Here is a 16,279-nt window from a genome sequence, read left to right as displayed (position 1 = left end):
GATAAATTCCTTTTAGATATTTATAAATATAACTCGTTGCTAATATTCTATTAGCAACCGAAACCTTGTGACCAATTAATTTGATTTAACGGATAAGCATCAATATGAAAACCGTTTGGATAATCTTTAAAGCCAGATTGTGATTTTAATTGCTCAATAGCAGCTTGTGCTTGTTGCTCAGTCGCAAACACACCGATTATTTTAAAATCTTCGACATCATTGTTTTTATTGTCGTCTTTATAACGTGCATGTTCCAAAACAAATACCGTATTTTGCACTTTTTCAACATGCGACCAATGATAAGCGGCTAGACGCTTCATCAAGTCAGGATTTTTGACCATGATGTTATCGCCCGTACGACCTTCGGTACGGTTATAGTGAATAACGTTGAGACGTAATAGCCAAAAAATCACCGCCGCTTTTGCGAGCATCACTGGTAAGGCACGTTTTTCATCTTCACCGAGCATGCGTTTCGACTCATAGCCTTGCAAGAAAGCCGCCATTTTGCTGCGGTCAAAATTCACCGACTCGCCTTGTTCAGCCATACCCCACGTGGTACAAAAATCATTAATCGTAATGGCAATATCCATCACATAGTGCTCGACGCTGACTTCGGTAAAGTCTAACAACCCAGTCAGACGTTCTTCACCTTTTTGGCTATTATTTAACGATAAGTTCCATAGCGTGTTATCAGCGAACATGTCTAAATGACATAAGCCTTTTGGCAATGTCGCAAGTGGCAAATCGGTATAAGACTGCCAGATATCACTCATCAATTTGGCTTCATCAGCTGGCATAAACTGCCTTTCACGATCGCGCACCTCGCTCCATGGGTATAAAGGCACGCCATATTCTTCCGCAGGTTGTAGTGCCTGCAATGTCTCATGCAGCATCGCTAAAGCGGCGCCAATTTCATGGCACATCGCTTGTGTGGTTTGCTGTGGATGCGAACCTGCTAGGCATGGCACTAAGGTAATCGCTTTATTGTCATAGCGTATGACATAACATTTTTCTGCGCTATCAACGAGTGATAACGGCGCGGCGACCGGTAAGTTACCATCCAATTGATTAAGGATAACCGCCATTTTTTCGATGTCTTCTGGTGGACGCTCTTCAAATAGCGTAAATACATAAGAGTGTGCGCCATCCACATCGTCAGTCGTCTGAATAAACCAGTTAGAGTTTTTGATACCTTGGGTAATCGGAATGGCACGTGCAAATGACACGCCAAAACGTTGGCAAAAAGCGGCAAACTGGTCATCGGTTAACTGGGTATAGACGGACATGACATCTCACTTATGGCAATTAAAAAAAGGTAGATAGGATAAATATCGACGGTGATGGCAACGATTGCACCGCTTATAGATAAACTTTGCTTAAAAGCACATTAATCTTGCGAAAACCTGCCTGAGATGGCGGTGATTTTGCTAGACTAGCGCTTATAGAATGAATTGATTATAAGGCGAAAGTCCCTATGTTAGCAAAGCGTATCATTCCTTGTTTGGACGTTGATAATGGCCGTGTGGTCAAAGGCGTACAATTTGTCGATATTAAAGACGCAGGCGATCCTGTCGAAGTAGCAAAACGCTACAATGAACAAGGCGCTGATGAGATTACTTTTTTGGACATTACGGCAACCAATGACGAGCGTGATACGACGTATCATACGGTTGAGCGCATGGCAGAAACGGTATTTGTGCCGTTAACCGTCGGCGGCGGTGTGCGTAAGATTGCCGATATTCGTAATTTGCTCAATGCGGGCGCCGATAAAGTGGCGATTAACTCAGCAGCGGTATTTACTCCTGAGTTCGTTGGTGAAGCGGCGCAAAAATTTGGTAATCAATGTATTGTGGTTGCTATCGATGCCAAGCGCGTCGCTAATATTGAGGTTGATGGCATCATCATGCCGCGTTGGGAAATATTTACTCACGGTGGTCGTAAGCCAACGGGTATTGATGCGCTCGCTTGGGCAAGCAAAATGGCTGAGCTTGGTGCTGGTGAGTTATTGGTGACCTCGATGGATGGTGATGGTACCAAAAAAGGCTATGATTTGGCACTCATGAAGCAAATTACCAGTCGTGTGAATGTACCTGTGATCGCTTCAGGTGGCGTCGGTAATTTACAACATTTAGCCGAAGGGGTATTAGAAGGCGGCGTCGATGCCGTTCTTGCTGCCAGTATTTTTCACTTTGGTGAGTATACTGTTCAAGAAGCCAAAGAATATATGGCAGCGCAAGGGATACAAATGCGTTTGTAAGACGTTGGTAAAATACAAATCTAACAGCAAAAAATGTTATCATAGCGCTAACTGCTTATTATCATTTGATTTTCGTTCATTTAACTGTTTATTTAATGGATAATTAACCTATTGAATAAACTACTTGAACCTAGCAATATATTTAGATTCCTAATACTTAGATTCTTATACTTCTATTAATAGCCTATTCGGCAAAGGATTTTTTATGTCAAATTTACAACAGCAACGCAATGACGTGACCCATATCGATGGTAACTTACATCAAAACGAAGACGTGCGTATCGGTATCGTCGTAGGTCGTTTTAACGGTTTTGTCGTTGAGTCGTTGGTTGATGGCGCGATTGATGCATTGCTTCGTCATGGCGTATTGGGCAGTAACATCACTGTGATTCGTGTCCCGGGTGCATTTGAGTTGCCATTGATTGCACAGCGCGCTGCTGAGTCTGATCGCTTTGACGCTATCGTTGCTTTGGGTGCGATTATCCGTGGTAGCACGCCGCATTTTGACTTTGTCGCAAGCGAATCTGCTAAAGGTTTAAGCAGTGTTGCCATTGACTATAATATTCCAGTAGCAAACGGCGTATTGACTACTGACAGCATCGAGCAAGCGATTGAGCGTGCTGGTACTAAAGCGGGTAATAAAGGTTCAGAAGCAGCGATGGTTGTACTAGAAATGCTTGCTGTGTTATCACAGTTAGACATTGATGATGGCAGCGAAGACGCTTAATTGCATTCACTGTTAGCCGCATTTGTGAGTATAAAATTATTATTTATTGTTTGAAATGGGGCTATGGTTACAACGATAGCCCTCAGCACTTTACAATAGCATTAGCATTAATATTTTAAATGATTATCGAACATCCATCTCCAAGACTGACTAGCAACATTTGCGAGTCGACCACTATTTAACATTTTATTTTTAAACTTATTATCTCAAAAACTAGGTATAGACCCCTTATGACTGACCAACTCAAGCGCGCTATTAGCGCTGCACAAACCGCACAAGTTAATGACCAACAAGCTGAAGCCACGCGCATCGCGAGCAGCAGTGCGGGCGATCAAACCTTTGATATGAGTGAGTCTTCTTATAAGACCAGTCACACTGCTATTCGTAAGGCACGCCGCTTTGCTATGCAAGGTCTATATGAATGGCTGGTTACTGACCGCCGTTTTGATATCGATGGCAAGCTTGGTTGGAAAGCCAATGCCCCGCACGATATTGCTGCTCGTACACGCGCGACCAATGCCATGCATACTGTACATATTGGCTACTATCATGAAATGATGCGCGATATCCCAGAGCAGATCGAGGCGCTAGATGTCCTTATCTCTCAGCATCTTGACCGTGAAATCGATAAATTGGACACCGTTGAACACGCTATTCTTTTGATTGGTGCTTACGAGCTACAAAACCGCTTAGAGATTCCTTATAAAGTGGTACTTGATGAAGCGATGAAGCTGAATAATCACTTTGGCGCTACTGATGCGCATAAATTGATTAATGCCGTCCTTGATAAAATGGCGGTAGAGCTACGTGCTATTGAAGTAGAAGCAGATAGCAAAGCCAATTTACGCACCTCACAAAAAGCGGCTGCTAAACCTGTAATAAAAGCGGATAGCAATGCTGACGATAACGCTGATATAGAAGGTAGTGCTGATACAGCTGCCATTGAAGAAAAATCAACTGCCTCAAACAAGCCTCGTATTAGCGCCAATAATACTACCGTCAAACGCAATAGTGCTAGTAAAGCTACTGCCAATATTAGTGACTTTAAAGCGAGCAAAAAAGCGATTGAAACAGACCGCACTGATGCAGACAGCAAAGACTAATCATGAATGAGTTTGAGCTGATTGAGCGTATATTCTCCCAAATGCAAGCTGCGCAGTCATTGTCTAGCAGTGTTGACAAAGGCATTATCGAAAAAGGCATTGGTGATGATGCCGCGGTGATGAGCTTGCCTGCAGGCGCGCGCTTGGTCAGCTGTATTGATACGCTGGTTCAAGGTCGACATTTTAGCGCTGACTGGGAGCAAGTAAATAATCTGGCATTTACCATCGGTTATAAAGCCGTGGCAGTGAACGTCTCAGATATTGCGGCTATGGGTGCAACTCCGCATAGTATTCTACTGGCGTTAGCCTTACCTCAGCGCTTGGCAAATGAGCGCTGGTTAAGTGAATTTGCTAAAGGCTTATTTCATGCTTGCCAGCTATTTGGGGTGACGCTGATTGGTGGTGATACCACGCGCAGCGACAATTTAGTGCTTAGTGTCAGCGCGCAAGGGTTACTCACCAAAGAGACGCCAGCCGTCTACCGTTCAGGCGCGCAAGTTGGCGACAAACTTTATGTCTCAGGCACGCTTGGCGATGCCGCTTATGCGCTACAAAATCCTGACAATGCTATCGGTATTGAGCTTGCGCATCGTCTACATATGCCAACGCCACGTATTGCACTGGGTTCAGCATTGGCAAAAATTGGTGCGACGGCAATGATAGATATCTCTGATGGTCTGTATCAAGATATTGGACATATCTGCCAACAAAGCAGCGTTAGTATGCGCATTCATCTTGATCAGCTACCTACTAGTAAAGCATTGGTAAACGCTGAGTTAACTGAGCGCTTGTTGTGCCAGCTGGCTGGCGGTGATGATTATGAATTGGCTTTTACTTTGCCTGCTCATATTGAACCACCTGTCAATGACAGTAGCAACACGCCTGTTACCTATATCGGCGAAGTCATAGCCGTAAATGAGCCAGATGCTATCAAAAATTTACGACCAGAGCTTTTTTATCAAGGACAGCCAATCACACCTGCCCATCCCGCCCCCTTTACTACTTGGCCCAATCTGACGGGTTACCAACATTTTGCAGGTTAACCCATGATTGATCACAACCTATCTAAGCCTGATATCCGTAAAGCCAATGACTGCCCGCCTCTACCCGCCGATGCCAATATGCTTGACCGCATAGTTTATTGGCTTGGGTTGGGTTTGGGTAGTGGTCTGCCTCGCCGTGCACCCGGTACTTGGGGCACGGTTGGTGGCTTAATCATCGCGATACCATTGCTAAGCTTAGGATTCGTGCCATTTTTGATTATTACCATTCTCTCTTGTGTGATTGGTAGTTGGATATGCGGTCGTACCTCAGAGCTAATGGGTGGTCATGATAACCCGCATATCGTCTGGGATGAATGGGCAGGCATGTGGCTTACCCTACTGCCGCTATCTTATATGGGTATCGCTGACGGTAATTTTTGGCAAAATATCGCTCAAATCTCTTCTATTGTTGTCATTATTATCGCCTTTATATTGTTCCGCTTTTTTGACATTATTAAGCCACCACCGATTGGCTGGGCAGATAAAAAAGTCGCGGGCGGCCTAGGTATCATGCTTGATGACATCATCGCAGGGGTCATGGCAGCAGCCGTCTGGATCATTATTTATACCACCATCCTTTAGCTGTTAAATTAGCCTCGCTTTTATATAAGCGACGGTCTTTCATAACCGATTGTCGTTTATAGTCCATCATTTTTTGACTCTCCCACTTTTTTAGTAATGCGTTTGTGACGATAGCCAATTTATCAGCAAGCCACCAGTAAATGGTAAGCCCATGACAAGCAACGTAAGTTACAAAGATGTCACGACATAGCGTTTTGGTTAAATAGCTATTTACGCTATAATCCAACCCTATATTTTGTTACATTTGTAGGCTATTATGACATCTCCTCTTTCGGTAATTATCCTCGCTGCAGGCAAAGGCACGCGTATGCAGTCGGCTAAGCCAAAAGTGCTACAGACATTGGCTGGTAAGTCGTTATTGGGTCATGTCCTTGATACTTGTCATCAATTAACGGTTGACGACACTATTATTGTTCATGGTTTTGGTGGCGAGCAAGTCCAAGCAGATATCAATGCTCAATATGCGCATCTGCCTATTACTTGGGTTGCTCAGACTGAGCAATTAGGTACTGGACATGCGGTAAAAGTGACCCTGTCGGAATTACCCAAAGAAGGGCAAAGCCTGATTCTCTATGGTGATGTGCCATTAGTCAGCTGCCAGACATTAGCAACGCTACAAGTGGCTAACACCGAGGGCATGTCGATGTTGACATTGACCGTAGATAATCCTTTTGGTCTCGGTCGTATCAAACGTGACAAAGACGGCAACATCGAAGCCATCGTCGAGCAAAAAGATGCGAGCGCCGATGAGCAGAAAATCCAAGAGATTAATAGCGGTATTTACTGCGTCGATAATGCATTATTACATAAATACCTGCCAAAGCTGTCTAATGACAATGCGCAGCAAGAATACTACCTGACGGATATCGTCAAAATGGCGGTCGCTGAAGGCATTAATATTGTCGCGATTGAGCCTGAGCATACCTTTGAGATTGAAGGCGTCAATAACCGCCAACAGCTTGCTAGCTTAGAGCGCACTTGGCAAGGCAAACTGGTGGCTGACTTGCAAGAAGCGGGCGTGCAGTTTGCGGATCCAAGTCGCGTTGATATTCGCGGCACCTTAACTGCGGGTCAAGACGTGTTTGTCGATGTGGGTGTGGTATTCGAGGGCGATTGTGTCTTAGGTGACAATGTTTATATCGAAGCGGGCTGTGTCATCAAAAACGCCCACATCGGTAATGCCTGCCACATAAAACCTTATTGCGTGATTGACCGCGCTGAGATTGGGGCAGGTGTTGATGTCGGTCCTTTCGCCCATTTGCGTCCTGAAACCGTATTGTCTGATAACAGTAAAATTGGTAATTTCGTCGAGATTAAAAAATCAACGGTCGGTCATGGTAGCAAGGTTAATCACTTGAGTTATATCGGTGATACGACCATTGGTACAGATGTCAATGTCGGCGCAGGCGTCATTACTTGCAATTATGATGGTGTCAATAAATCACAAACTATCATTGAAGACAATGCCTTCATTGGCTCGAACTCAAGTTTAGTGGCACCTGTGACTATTGGTGATAGCGCTACGGTTGCCGCAGGTTCAGTGATTACTAAAGACGTTGATAGTAAAGCATTAGCCTTTGGACGGGCACGACAAACTCAGAAAAACGACTTTCAGCGTCCGACCAAAAAGTCAAAATAGCAATGGTCAATCACCAGCATTTTGAATAATGTCTATTGAAGTAATACTAAGCAGCATGACAATTTTTGTGATGCTGCTTCCTTATATTTATAACATCAAAATTGTTAATATAAAAGCTCTGCCAGTATGAACTTCTATTATTTATTGACTGAACATTATCGCCTCTCAAAGCATTTGAGCGGTTAAGCATTGAAACATTGAAGCCTTTAAAAATCAAAACATGAAACATCGAATTTAAGGAATAGTTATGTGTGGAATCGTTGGAGCAGTCGCTGAGCGTAATATCGCTAGTATCTTACTTGAGGGTCTTAAGCGTCTAGAATACCGTGGTTATGATTCTGCCGGTCTGACCGTCATTCGTGATGGCGAGCTTCATCGCGAGCGCCAAGTGGGTAAAGTGCAAGCATTGGTCGATGCTGTGGCAGTTAATCCTGAATTTTTCGATGGTCACATTGGTATTGCGCATACACGTTGGGCCACCCATGGCGAGCCGGCACAGCGTAATGCCCATCCGCACGTATCAGGAAAAATCGCTGTGGTACATAACGGTATCGTTGAAAACTATGCCGAGTTAAAAGAAGAATTGATTGCTAAAGGTTACGTATTTACGTCGCAGACCGATACCGAAGTCGTCGCTCATCTAATCAATGATATCTACAAAACAACGCCTGATTTACTAGAAGCAGTTCGTGCGGTTATTCCGTTATTACATGGCGCATTTGCCCTTGGTATTCTGCATATCGATTGCCCAGATGAGCTGATTACTGTTCGTTTGGGCTCTCCACTAGTGATTGGTGTGGGTATCGGTGAGAATTTTATTGCTTCTGATCAATTAGCCCTACTACCGGTCACCAATCGCTTTATGTACCTAGAAGAAGGTGATATCGCCAAATTGACGCGCAGTAGCATTCAGGTTTATGCCGATGGTGTCGAAGTAAAACGTCAGATACATGAAATTGATGCGGCACAGCACAATGCGGATAAAGGTGAGTTTAAGCATTATATGCTCAAAGAAATCTATGAGCAGCCAGACGCGGTTGCCCGTACTGTTGAGATGGCTGTAGATAGCGATGAGCAGTCTAAACTGCGCGATGACTTTTTACAGCGTCATGAAGCGCAATTAAAAGGCATTAAGCACGTCCAAGTCATCGCTTGTGGTACCAGTTACCACTCAGGCTTGGTCGCAAAATATTGGTTTGAGAGCCTTATTCGTGTGCCTTGTTCCGTTGAAGTCGCTAGTGAATTCCGCTATCGTAATCCTGTCGTCATCGACAACACACTTGTCATTTGTATTTCTCAATCTGGCGAAACGGCAGACACGTTATCGGCGTTACGTGATATTCAAAAGCACACGCCAGCAGGTCTAGTTAGCTTAGCATTATGCAACGTACCGACATCGTCTTTGGTACGTGAGACGGATATCTTTTTACCAACGCTTGCTGGTCCCGAGATTGGTGTTGCTTCTACCAAAGCATTCACCACTCAGCTCGCCGCTTTAATGCTATTGGTCTTAAAAGTGGGTGTCGTTCAGGAGCGCATGACTGGCGAAAACCTGAGTACCTTGCTTGGTCAATTACAAGAGCTACGTGGTCAACTACATGCCAGCTTAAACCTCGATGCGCCTATCAAAGCCATGAGTGAGCATTTTGAGTATAAAAAGAGCTGCCTGTTCTTAGGTCGTGGTTTGCAGTTTCCAATAGCGCTAGAAGGCGCGTTAAAGCTGAAAGAAATCTCTTATATCCACGCTGAAGGCTATGCCGCAGGCGAGCTGAAACACGGTCCATTGGCCTTGGTCGATAAAGACATGCCCATCGTCGTACTAGCGCCAAAAGACAGCATGTTTGATAAGCTAAAAGCCAATATGCAAGAAGTACACGCGCGTCATGGTGAGCTGTTCGTTTTTGCCAGTGAATCTAGTCAAATGGTCGCAGAAGACAGATTACATGTGGTCTATGTGCCTGATGTTTGTGAAACGCTTGCCCCTATCGTCTATAGCGTACCCGTACAGCTGTTGTCATACCATGTCGCAGTAATGCGCGGCACAGACGTCGATCAGCCACGTAACCTTGCTAAATCAGTGACTGTTGAGTAACATAAGTTTTTGATTTTAATAATATTGTATGCGAGTAATAAAGATTCATACTAAGTAATAAAGATTCATACTGAGTAATAAAGATTCATACTATTGACTCCATTATTACCCCCTGCTAAAGTTGATGTAACTTTAGCAGGGGTTTTTTATGCTCTCAAAAAAACAAGAGAAGTGGCTTAAAGAAGGCCGAGGTCAAGGTGAGCTTGCCGATTACAAGCCTTGGATAAAAATCTCTGACATATCTTCCTCAGGTCGATCTCATAGAGTTTTTGGTCATAAAACCAGACGAACTCATCATCTACTCTCAGATTTAGAGTTAGCTACATTTTTAGTGCTTGAATGGAGCCCCACAGTTCTTGATATTAGAGAGCAATTCCCTCTTAACTATGACGACACCCTCAAAATTGCAGAAGATAAGCAAATTAAGCATTCGAGTTTCGGAGGTAATATGAACATCATGACCTCAGATTTTTATGTAATTAGTTCTAATACACATTCTAGTCAGTTTGTATTACAAGCTAAATACTCAACAAAGTTAGATGATATTCGAACTATAGAAAAGTTAGAAATTGAGCGTCATTACTGGCAGTCCAAAGGTATTCCTTGGCAAATAATTACTGAGAAAGATATTCCTATAGTTATCCAAAATAATACTAAGTGGCTATATCCAGAATCGAACAGTCAAGTCACTTTCAATATTGAAGAAAAGTTAGACTTCTATATTGATCAGTTCAGCCGATCTCCTTCAAAAAGTCTCATAGACTTATGTAAGGAGGTTGATAGAGTTTATTTTAGTGAATTAGGCGCTTCTTTAAACGAGATCAGGAAACTATTAGCACTTAGATTTTTTACTTTTGATATTTTTATAGATTTCAGACGATTGAAGTGTAGTGATATCCATATCTCCAATAGTAACGACTACAGCTTGATAACTGAGGAGATTCGTTATGTTTCGAATCAATGATGTATACAACAACCAAGGAGAAAGATATAGAATTTTAAGTCTTTTATCTAAAAAGATCGTGTGGATTGATATCGATAAAGGATCTGCGTTACCCGCGTTAATCTCTTATAAAGAGCTAGCTAATCTTATTGAAGAAAACGTTTGCTATTTAATTGACGATCCGTATCAAGATTTGATCTTACAAAACCCTGAAGATGGTAGTACTGCCCAGTTAAAACGTGATAGCAATTACGAGCTGATAAAACCTATATTCAGTCATAATTTATACTACCTTTCAGTAGAGCGAGCAAAGTTCATCAATGAGATTATTGACTCCAAAAGAAGTACCAAACAAACTTTATATCGTTTACTACGACGCTATTGGCAAAGAGGACAAACTCCTAATACATTATTACCAAGCTATAAAAATTCAGGTGCAAAAGGCAGAAAACGTACTGCCAAAAATAAAAAGCTAGGTAGGCCAAGAGTTCATAAAGAAGGCTCTGGGGCCATAATCAATGATGAAACGGAAAGGTTGTTCTTGAAAATCATCAGTAAATACTTACTAAGTGATAAACAGCTTACGATCCTCTATGCCTATCGACAATTTAAAACCGCATATCGATCTCTAAACCCTGATGTTCATGAAGAAGATTTTCCCAGTATTTGGCAATTTAAATATTTCTATAATAAAGAGTTTACCTCTGTTCAGAAACTTAAATCTAGGCAAAACAAAATAATCTATAATAAAGATGTTAGACCACTACACTCTACTGTTAACACTCAAGTACTTGGACCTGGTTCACGCTACGAAATAGATGCCACAATTGCAGATATTTATCTATTATCTGATTCAGATCGGCAGAGTATCGTAGGCCGCCCTGTCATTTATTTCGTTATTGATGTATTCAGTCGCATGATAGCGGGTTTCTATACTGGGTTTGAAAACCCTTCATATGCCACTAGCATGCAAGCTTTGAAAATGGCAGTTACTGATAAGCAGGACTATTGCAAAGAATACGGGATTAATATCTCTGCAAATGACTGGCCGTGTATAGGGCTGCCTGATGCACTCCTCGCAGATCGCGGCGAATTACTTGGTCATCAAATTGAAACCTTGGAAAAGAGCTTTTCCGTTCGAATAGAAACTACACCCCCATATCGTGGAGATTTAAAACCTGTTGTAGAAAGGTACTTTAAAACTATGCAAGCAAAGTTCAAACCATTTGCGCCAGGTGTTGTAACGGGTGTAACAGAAAGAAAGAAAGGAGGGAGAGATTACCGTTTAGATGCTGCCTTAACCATTAAAGACTTCACTAAAATTATTCTTCATTCGGTTTTAAGGTATAACAAAACTCATCAATTAAGACATTATGATAGAGATAATGATATGCCATTGGACTTACCTGCCGTTCCTCTTGAATTGTGGAATTGGGGACTACAACATCGAACAGGTAAGTTACGTTCTGTGTCAGAGAAGTCTTTACACATTGCATTATTACCTAGAAAAAATGCAACATTGTCAGATTTAGGGATTAAGCTTTTTGGTAATTACTATACTTGTGCAGAAATAAGAGATCTAGGCTGGTTGCACAGAAAAAATTCAATACACAGACCTAAATCGCTAGTAGTTGCTTACGACCTCCTTGATGCAAATATCATCTATATTTTTTATGAAAAAGATAGCCTAAAGTATTGGGAGGCTCATTTATCTGATCGATCTAGAGAGTTTAAAGGCTGTAGTTTTTGGGAGGTTTGGCAGATTCAACAAGAACATAAAAAGACAGTTGCAGCACAAGAAGTTAAAAATGATTTAGGATTAGAGAAGTTAGAGCGAACAATCGAGAGCCTTATACAGAATGCTGTAGAATCTAAATCTAAATCCAAATCTTCACAAACTAAGCAGGCTCAGCTAGCTAATATTAACGATAATAAAAAACAGGCTAAAGATGAAGAGCGTCAAAGCAGAAAAAATGAGGCTAAGAAAGGCCAGTTAATTCAACTGCCCAAAATAATAAAAAACGAACGTAATCAAAACGAATTAAGCGATGAAGATCTGGCACTAGAATATCCTATCTATCACCAGACTTTATCTGATGATGACTAAGCACAAGTGATTGAGGTCAACTGAACCGCCCCGGGATTGTCGGAGACTCAACATTCTGAGAGAATACAACGATGAAAACACGACACTACACCCCCGAGATTAAAGACCGCGCCGTTCGCATGCTGATTGAAGCATTAAGCGACTATCCCTCCACCTGGTCAGCTATTCAAGCAATTGCACCTAAGATTGGCTGTACGCCTGAAACCCTGCGGTCATGGCATAAAAAGCACATAGATCAAACTATTCCTGCCTCAGTGCAAGCCCAAAGCCAAGAGCAACGTATTAAAGAGCTTGAACGCGAGAATAAAGAGCTCAAGCAAGCCAATGAGATTATACGTAAGGCTGCTGCTTTTTTCGCCCAGGCGGAGCTCGACCGCTGACTAAAATCATGATTCAATTCATCGACGATCATAAGAATAATTATGGGGTCGAGCTGATCTGTAGAGTATTACCGATTGCCCCATCAACCTATCACCGTGCTAAAGACTTGGAGAGCTACCCTGAAAAACGCTCACTGCGCAGTCAACATGACGACTTTTACATCAGCGAGATTAAACGTATCTGGCAGGACAGCAAATGCCGTTACGGTGCGCGTAAAGTATGGCAGCAGATGAAAGCTGACGGGTTAAAGGTTGCTCGTTGTACCATAGAGCGTTTAATGAGACAGCATGGCCTACAAGGTGTCTGGCGCGGTAAGGGTAAAATAACAACTCACAGCCGTGATGATCAAAAGCGTGCTGATGACTTGGTTAATCGTAACTTTAGCGCTCATCGCCCTAACCAGCTCTGGGTGGCAGACTTTACTTATATCAAGACGATAAGCGGCTGGGTGTATACCGCTTTTATTATTGATGTGTTTGCTCGCGCTATTGTGGGCTGGAAAGTATCTAATCGTATGAACACAGATATGGTGATGGCGGCGTTAAATCAAGCAATAGCAGATAGAAACTATCCCAAAGATGTGATTCATCACAGTGATCGAGGGGTTCAGTATTTATCCATTCGCTATACTGATAAAATGGCTGACTGCGGTGTGATTGCCTCTGTTGGCACTACAGGTGATTCATACGACAATGCACTGGCTGAGACGGTCAATGGGCTTTATAAGTCTGAGGTCATTCATTATTTGAAAGAGAGCTGGTCTGGTGTGAACGATGTTGAACTAGCAACCCTTGAATGGGTCGATTGGTTTAACAAAACACGACTGCATAGCACGATTGGATATGTGTCACCTTTTGAATTTGAAAAGCGGTATTATGATAATTTAATCCTGTCAGGCATTGCTGCCTGACTAAAGTAAATCAGCCTCCGATAAAGTCGGGGCGGTTCATACCGATGTCTAAATCATTAATACAATTAAATGAGCCAAATAAGGTATACCAGTAAAAGAAAGATTGTTTAGATAGAACACTATATAACTTGCTGAGCAAATTTATCGTTACTGATGGGAGCTGATATGGAAGACTCTAAATCTAAAACAACGATTGTTGACGATCGTCCCATCCTAGTTAGTCAAAAAGAAATAGAAAAGCGCCGCCGCATCAACTCTGATACGTTGGGCAGCTTTGCAGTCGATAACATTCCTGTTAACCCAGATACTCAGCATGTCTTTAAAGACTTTGAGGAAGGTAAAATTGCAACTAGCAAGGAAGTAAAAGTTCTACTGCATGCTCACTATACTAAGATAGCGCTTGAAAATAATTAATCAACATCTCTTCTTTTACGAAAATCTCAGTATGTTATTCATTACTCGCTGACATTAACGTTCAAAATGACCTGCAAACCGGATGTAGCAAAGGCTTATTTGTCCGGCGCCGATCACGCCGATGTGGATAATGCTCATAACGTACTCCTATTTATTGCGCTCAGAAGACCTTCATAAAAATCGGACGCAAAGAATTCAGAGGCTCCAGTTGGAGGCCTCTGAACTCGGGAAGGATTTAAAAGGCCGGCTGAACTGTCAGCCTTGTTGCATTGAGTCTAAGGCTTCAGTTCTAGCTCGGCGTTAGCGAGGCAATCCGGATTGGGGTTGAACACCTATTCCTTGCCGTCGCCGTATTGTTGTACCACTACTTCTTTGGCGAGAGCGCGTGGAGAGAGTTCGGCACCAAAGTCATTGTAGGCCCAGCGAACCAAGGATGCAGCCATGATAATAAGCACTGGTATCATCGGTAGCGCTACCAGGATAGTGGAGGTCTGAACCGCTTTAAGACCGCCAACGGATAAAAGCCCTATACCAACCAAAGCAAGCATAATGGTCCACAAGATACGATTCCATCTGGCTGGCTCCTGATAACCGGTGATTTTCTTGGTGCAGACCGATGCCAGCATGTAGGCGGAGGAATCTACGGTTGTGGCCAGAAACACAAAGCACAGCAATGTGAACAACGGGATGACCAGCCAGGCTACTGGCAAGGTTTTCAAGATCGCTACGACTGTTGCTGGTATGCCTTCATTACTTAGGATCGCCTGCAGGTCGACTGCACCACTAAGCTGCACGTCAAGAGCATAACCGCCCCATATTGCAAAGAATGCCCAACAGCCAAGGGTACCCCAGCCTACACCGTGCACGATGATTTCCTTGATGGTTCGACCGCGCGAGATACGGGCTACAAACAACCCCATCATAGGCGCGTAAGCAATCCACCAAGCCCAGTAGAAGATAGTCCAGTCTTTTACAAAGCTACCCTTTTCGACCGGATCAGTCCAGAAATTAATGCGGAAAAAATTATCTAAGAACAATCCTACACTGTTAGTCCAGAGGTTCAACAGAAAGATAGTTGGTCCCACAATCAAGACGAAAAACAGCAGCAAAAAACCTAGCGCCGCATTGATATTTGATAGCGTCTGAATTCCCTTGTTCAGACCGTTAAAAACACTCCAGGCTATCATCGCGGTCCAGGCGGCCAGAATCCCCATCTGCAATACAAACGAATCTGCCAGTCCGAACATCTCTTGAAAGAGGGCGGAAACTAACGGTACGGAAAGTCCAAGAGAGGTTCCTACACCACCGACGATCGAGAAGATCACAATGACGTCGATCAGCTTACCAACAGGACCATCCACCGCTTTTCCGAGGATGCCACGACAGGCTTCGCTGAGGCGCAATACATTGACCTTGCGTACGTACAGAACATACGCCATAGGCAGGGCAGGCATCAAGTACAGCGCCCAAGGCACCACACCCCAATGGAACATCGGATACATGGCGGCCCATTCCGCTGCCTCAGTGGTGCCGCCTTCGACACCCAAAGGTGGGCCTGAGAGCATGTAGAGGGGTTCTACAAAGGCCCAGTTACAGATTGAGATACCGATTCCTGCACAGAATAGCATGGAAATCCAAGGAACAGTTTTGAACTCAGGCTGCTCGTCGGGTGCGCCCATTTTAATCCGCCCCAGAGGGCCGTATGCAAGCCAAACCATGAAAAGGAAACTGCCGATTCCGGTTAGCAGATAGAGCCAGCCAAAGGTGCCAGTGAACGAAATTAACAGTCCATCAACAGCGGCTTTTCCTGCCTCCGGATATAAAACAAGAGGAATGCTTGCAACTAAAATAACAATTAGCGCACTCCAGAAAATTACTGGGTCGATCACCAGTTTGTTGTTTTCTCCAACGGTATTCATTACCTTTACCTCGCACGTAGTCCTTTAGGGAGGGATACCTCAAGTTTTATTTGTTATTGCTTGAGGTAACTATTACTAACATTGTCAATTATTGATGCTTTATATTTTCCTAATGTTTGAAAAATCGTTTCAATGAAAATGTGTGTGAACTGGTAGAAAAAA

13 protein-coding genes and 1 other annotated feature are annotated in these 16,279 nt (G+C 43.2%); of the genes, 11 read left to right on the top strand and 2 right to left on the bottom strand.

All coding sequences use genetic code 11. The annotated features are described in order from the left end of the window. Positions 1-50 precede the first annotated feature (50 nt). Positions 51-1,286, bottom strand: a complete 1,236-nt coding sequence (locus JMX82_RS10760) for a homoserine kinase (protein ID WP_201540535.1) — start codon at positions 1,284-1,286, stop codon at positions 51-53. 188 nt (positions 1,287-1,474) lie between these two features. Here JMX82_RS10760 and hisF point away from each other — a divergent pair, with 188 nt between their 5' ends. The 11 genes from hisF to JMX82_RS10705 all read left to right on the top strand — a co-directional run bounded on the left by hisF (position 1,475) and on the right by JMX82_RS10705 (position 14,198). Further along, entirely contained in the window at positions 1,475-2,257 is a 783-nt protein-coding gene (gene hisF / locus JMX82_RS10755) for an imidazole glycerol phosphate synthase subunit HisF (RefSeq protein WP_201540534.1), read from the top strand. Positions 2,258-2,462: 205 nt separating this feature from the next. After that, a complete protein-coding gene (ribE, locus tag JMX82_RS10750; RefSeq protein ID WP_201540533.1) occupies positions 2,463-2,984 on the top strand; it encodes a 6,7-dimethyl-8-ribityllumazine synthase in 522 nt (173 codons plus the stop codon). A gap of 230 nt (positions 2,985-3,214) precedes the next feature. Next, positions 3,215-4,087 (top strand): transcription antitermination factor NusB, encoded by an 873-nt coding sequence (gene nusB, locus JMX82_RS14270; protein ID WP_227676647.1) that lies wholly within the window; start codon positions 3,215-3,217, stop codon positions 4,085-4,087. Positions 4,088-4,089: 2 nt separating this feature from the next. Next, positions 4,090-5,130, top strand: coding sequence for a thiamine-phosphate kinase (thiL, locus tag JMX82_RS10740; protein WP_201540532.1), 1,041 nt, complete (start codon positions 4,090-4,092; stop codon positions 5,128-5,130). 3 nt (positions 5,131-5,133) lie between these two features. Next, positions 5,134-5,712 (top strand): phosphatidylglycerophosphatase A, encoded by a 579-nt coding sequence (locus JMX82_RS10735; protein WP_201540531.1) that lies wholly within the window; start codon positions 5,134-5,136, stop codon positions 5,710-5,712. A gap of 256 nt (positions 5,713-5,968) precedes the next feature. Further along, positions 5,969-7,351, top strand: coding sequence for a bifunctional UDP-N-acetylglucosamine diphosphorylase/glucosamine-1-phosphate N-acetyltransferase GlmU (gene glmU, locus JMX82_RS10730; protein WP_201540530.1), 1,383 nt, complete (start codon positions 5,969-5,971; stop codon positions 7,349-7,351). Between the two features lie 247 nt (positions 7,352-7,598). Then, entirely contained in the window at positions 7,599-9,443 is a 1,845-nt protein-coding gene (gene glmS / locus JMX82_RS10725; RefSeq protein ID WP_201540529.1) for a glutamine--fructose-6-phosphate transaminase (isomerizing), read from the top strand. A 148-nt stretch (positions 9,444-9,591) separates the two neighbouring features. After that, positions 9,592-10,407 carry a TnsA endonuclease N-terminal domain-containing protein gene (locus JMX82_RS10720; protein ID WP_201540528.1) on the top strand — a complete coding sequence of 272 codons (816 nt, stop codon included), beginning with the start codon at positions 9,592-9,594 and terminating at the stop codon, positions 10,405-10,407. Then, complete coding sequence (locus tag JMX82_RS10715) at positions 10,391-12,493, top strand: Mu transposase C-terminal domain-containing protein (RefSeq protein ID WP_201540527.1); 2,103 nt, start codon at positions 10,391-10,393, stop codon at positions 12,491-12,493. The genes JMX82_RS10720 and JMX82_RS10715 overlap by 17 nt, the downstream gene beginning before the upstream one ends. Before the next feature lie 71 nt (positions 12,494-12,564). Continuing rightward, positions 12,565-13,784 (top strand): IS3 family transposase gene (locus JMX82_RS10710; RefSeq protein ID WP_201540526.1). Its coding sequence is split into 2 segments (ribosomal slippage): positions 12,565-12,850 and positions 12,850-13,784, totalling 1,221 coding nucleotides; the frame shifts between segments, so codons are not numbered across the junction. After that, positions 12,840-12,956: a sequence feature (AL1L pseudoknot), on the top strand. (Overlaps the previous gene by 117 nt.) A 165-nt stretch (positions 13,785-13,949) precedes the next feature. Beyond that, positions 13,950-14,198, top strand: a complete 249-nt coding sequence (locus JMX82_RS10705; RefSeq protein WP_201540525.1) for an antitoxin VbhA family protein — start codon at positions 13,950-13,952, stop codon at positions 14,196-14,198. A 332-nt stretch (positions 14,199-14,530) separates the two neighbouring features. Here JMX82_RS10705 and JMX82_RS10700 read toward each other — a convergent pair whose 3' ends face one another. Next, on the bottom strand, positions 14,531-16,117 hold the full coding sequence (locus JMX82_RS10700) for a BCCT family transporter (protein WP_201540524.1): 1,587 nt from the start codon (positions 16,115-16,117) through the stop codon (positions 14,531-14,533). Positions 16,118-16,279 lie beyond the last annotated feature (162 nt).

The sequence above is a fragment of the Psychrobacter sp. 1044 genome (assembly GCF_904846525.1).
GTDB lineage: Bacteria > Pseudomonadota > Gammaproteobacteria > Pseudomonadales > Moraxellaceae > Psychrobacter.
This window is presented reverse-complemented; position numbering and strand designations above follow the sequence as displayed.

Coding starts and splice junctions, on each gene's coding strand:
- JMX82_RS10760 (WP_201540535.1), bottom strand. CDS start 1,286: ATGTCCGTCTATACCCAGTTAACCGATGACCAGTTTGCCGCTTTTTGC.
- hisF (WP_201540534.1), top strand. CDS start 1,475: ATGTTAGCAAAGCGTATCATTCCTTGTTTGGACGTTGATAATGGCCGT.
- ribE (WP_201540533.1), top strand. CDS start 2,463: ATGTCAAATTTACAACAGCAACGCAATGACGTGACCCATATCGATGGT.
- nusB (WP_227676647.1), top strand. CDS start 3,215: ATGACTGACCAACTCAAGCGCGCTATTAGCGCTGCACAAACCGCACAA.
- thiL (WP_201540532.1), top strand. CDS start 4,090: ATGAATGAGTTTGAGCTGATTGAGCGTATATTCTCCCAAATGCAAGCT.
- JMX82_RS10735 (WP_201540531.1), top strand. CDS start 5,134: ATGATTGATCACAACCTATCTAAGCCTGATATCCGTAAAGCCAATGAC.
- glmU (WP_201540530.1), top strand. CDS start 5,969: ATGACATCTCCTCTTTCGGTAATTATCCTCGCTGCAGGCAAAGGCACG.
- glmS (WP_201540529.1), top strand. CDS start 7,599: ATGTGTGGAATCGTTGGAGCAGTCGCTGAGCGTAATATCGCTAGTATC.
- JMX82_RS10720 (WP_201540528.1), top strand. CDS start 9,592: ATGCTCTCAAAAAAACAAGAGAAGTGGCTTAAAGAAGGCCGAGGTCAA.
- JMX82_RS10715 (WP_201540527.1), top strand. CDS start 10,391: ATGTTTCGAATCAATGATGTATACAACAACCAAGGAGAAAGATATAGA.
- JMX82_RS10705 (WP_201540525.1), top strand. CDS start 13,950: ATGGAAGACTCTAAATCTAAAACAACGATTGTTGACGATCGTCCCATC.
- JMX82_RS10700 (WP_201540524.1), bottom strand. CDS start 16,117: ATGAATACCGTTGGAGAAAACAACAAACTGGTGATCGACCCAGTAATT.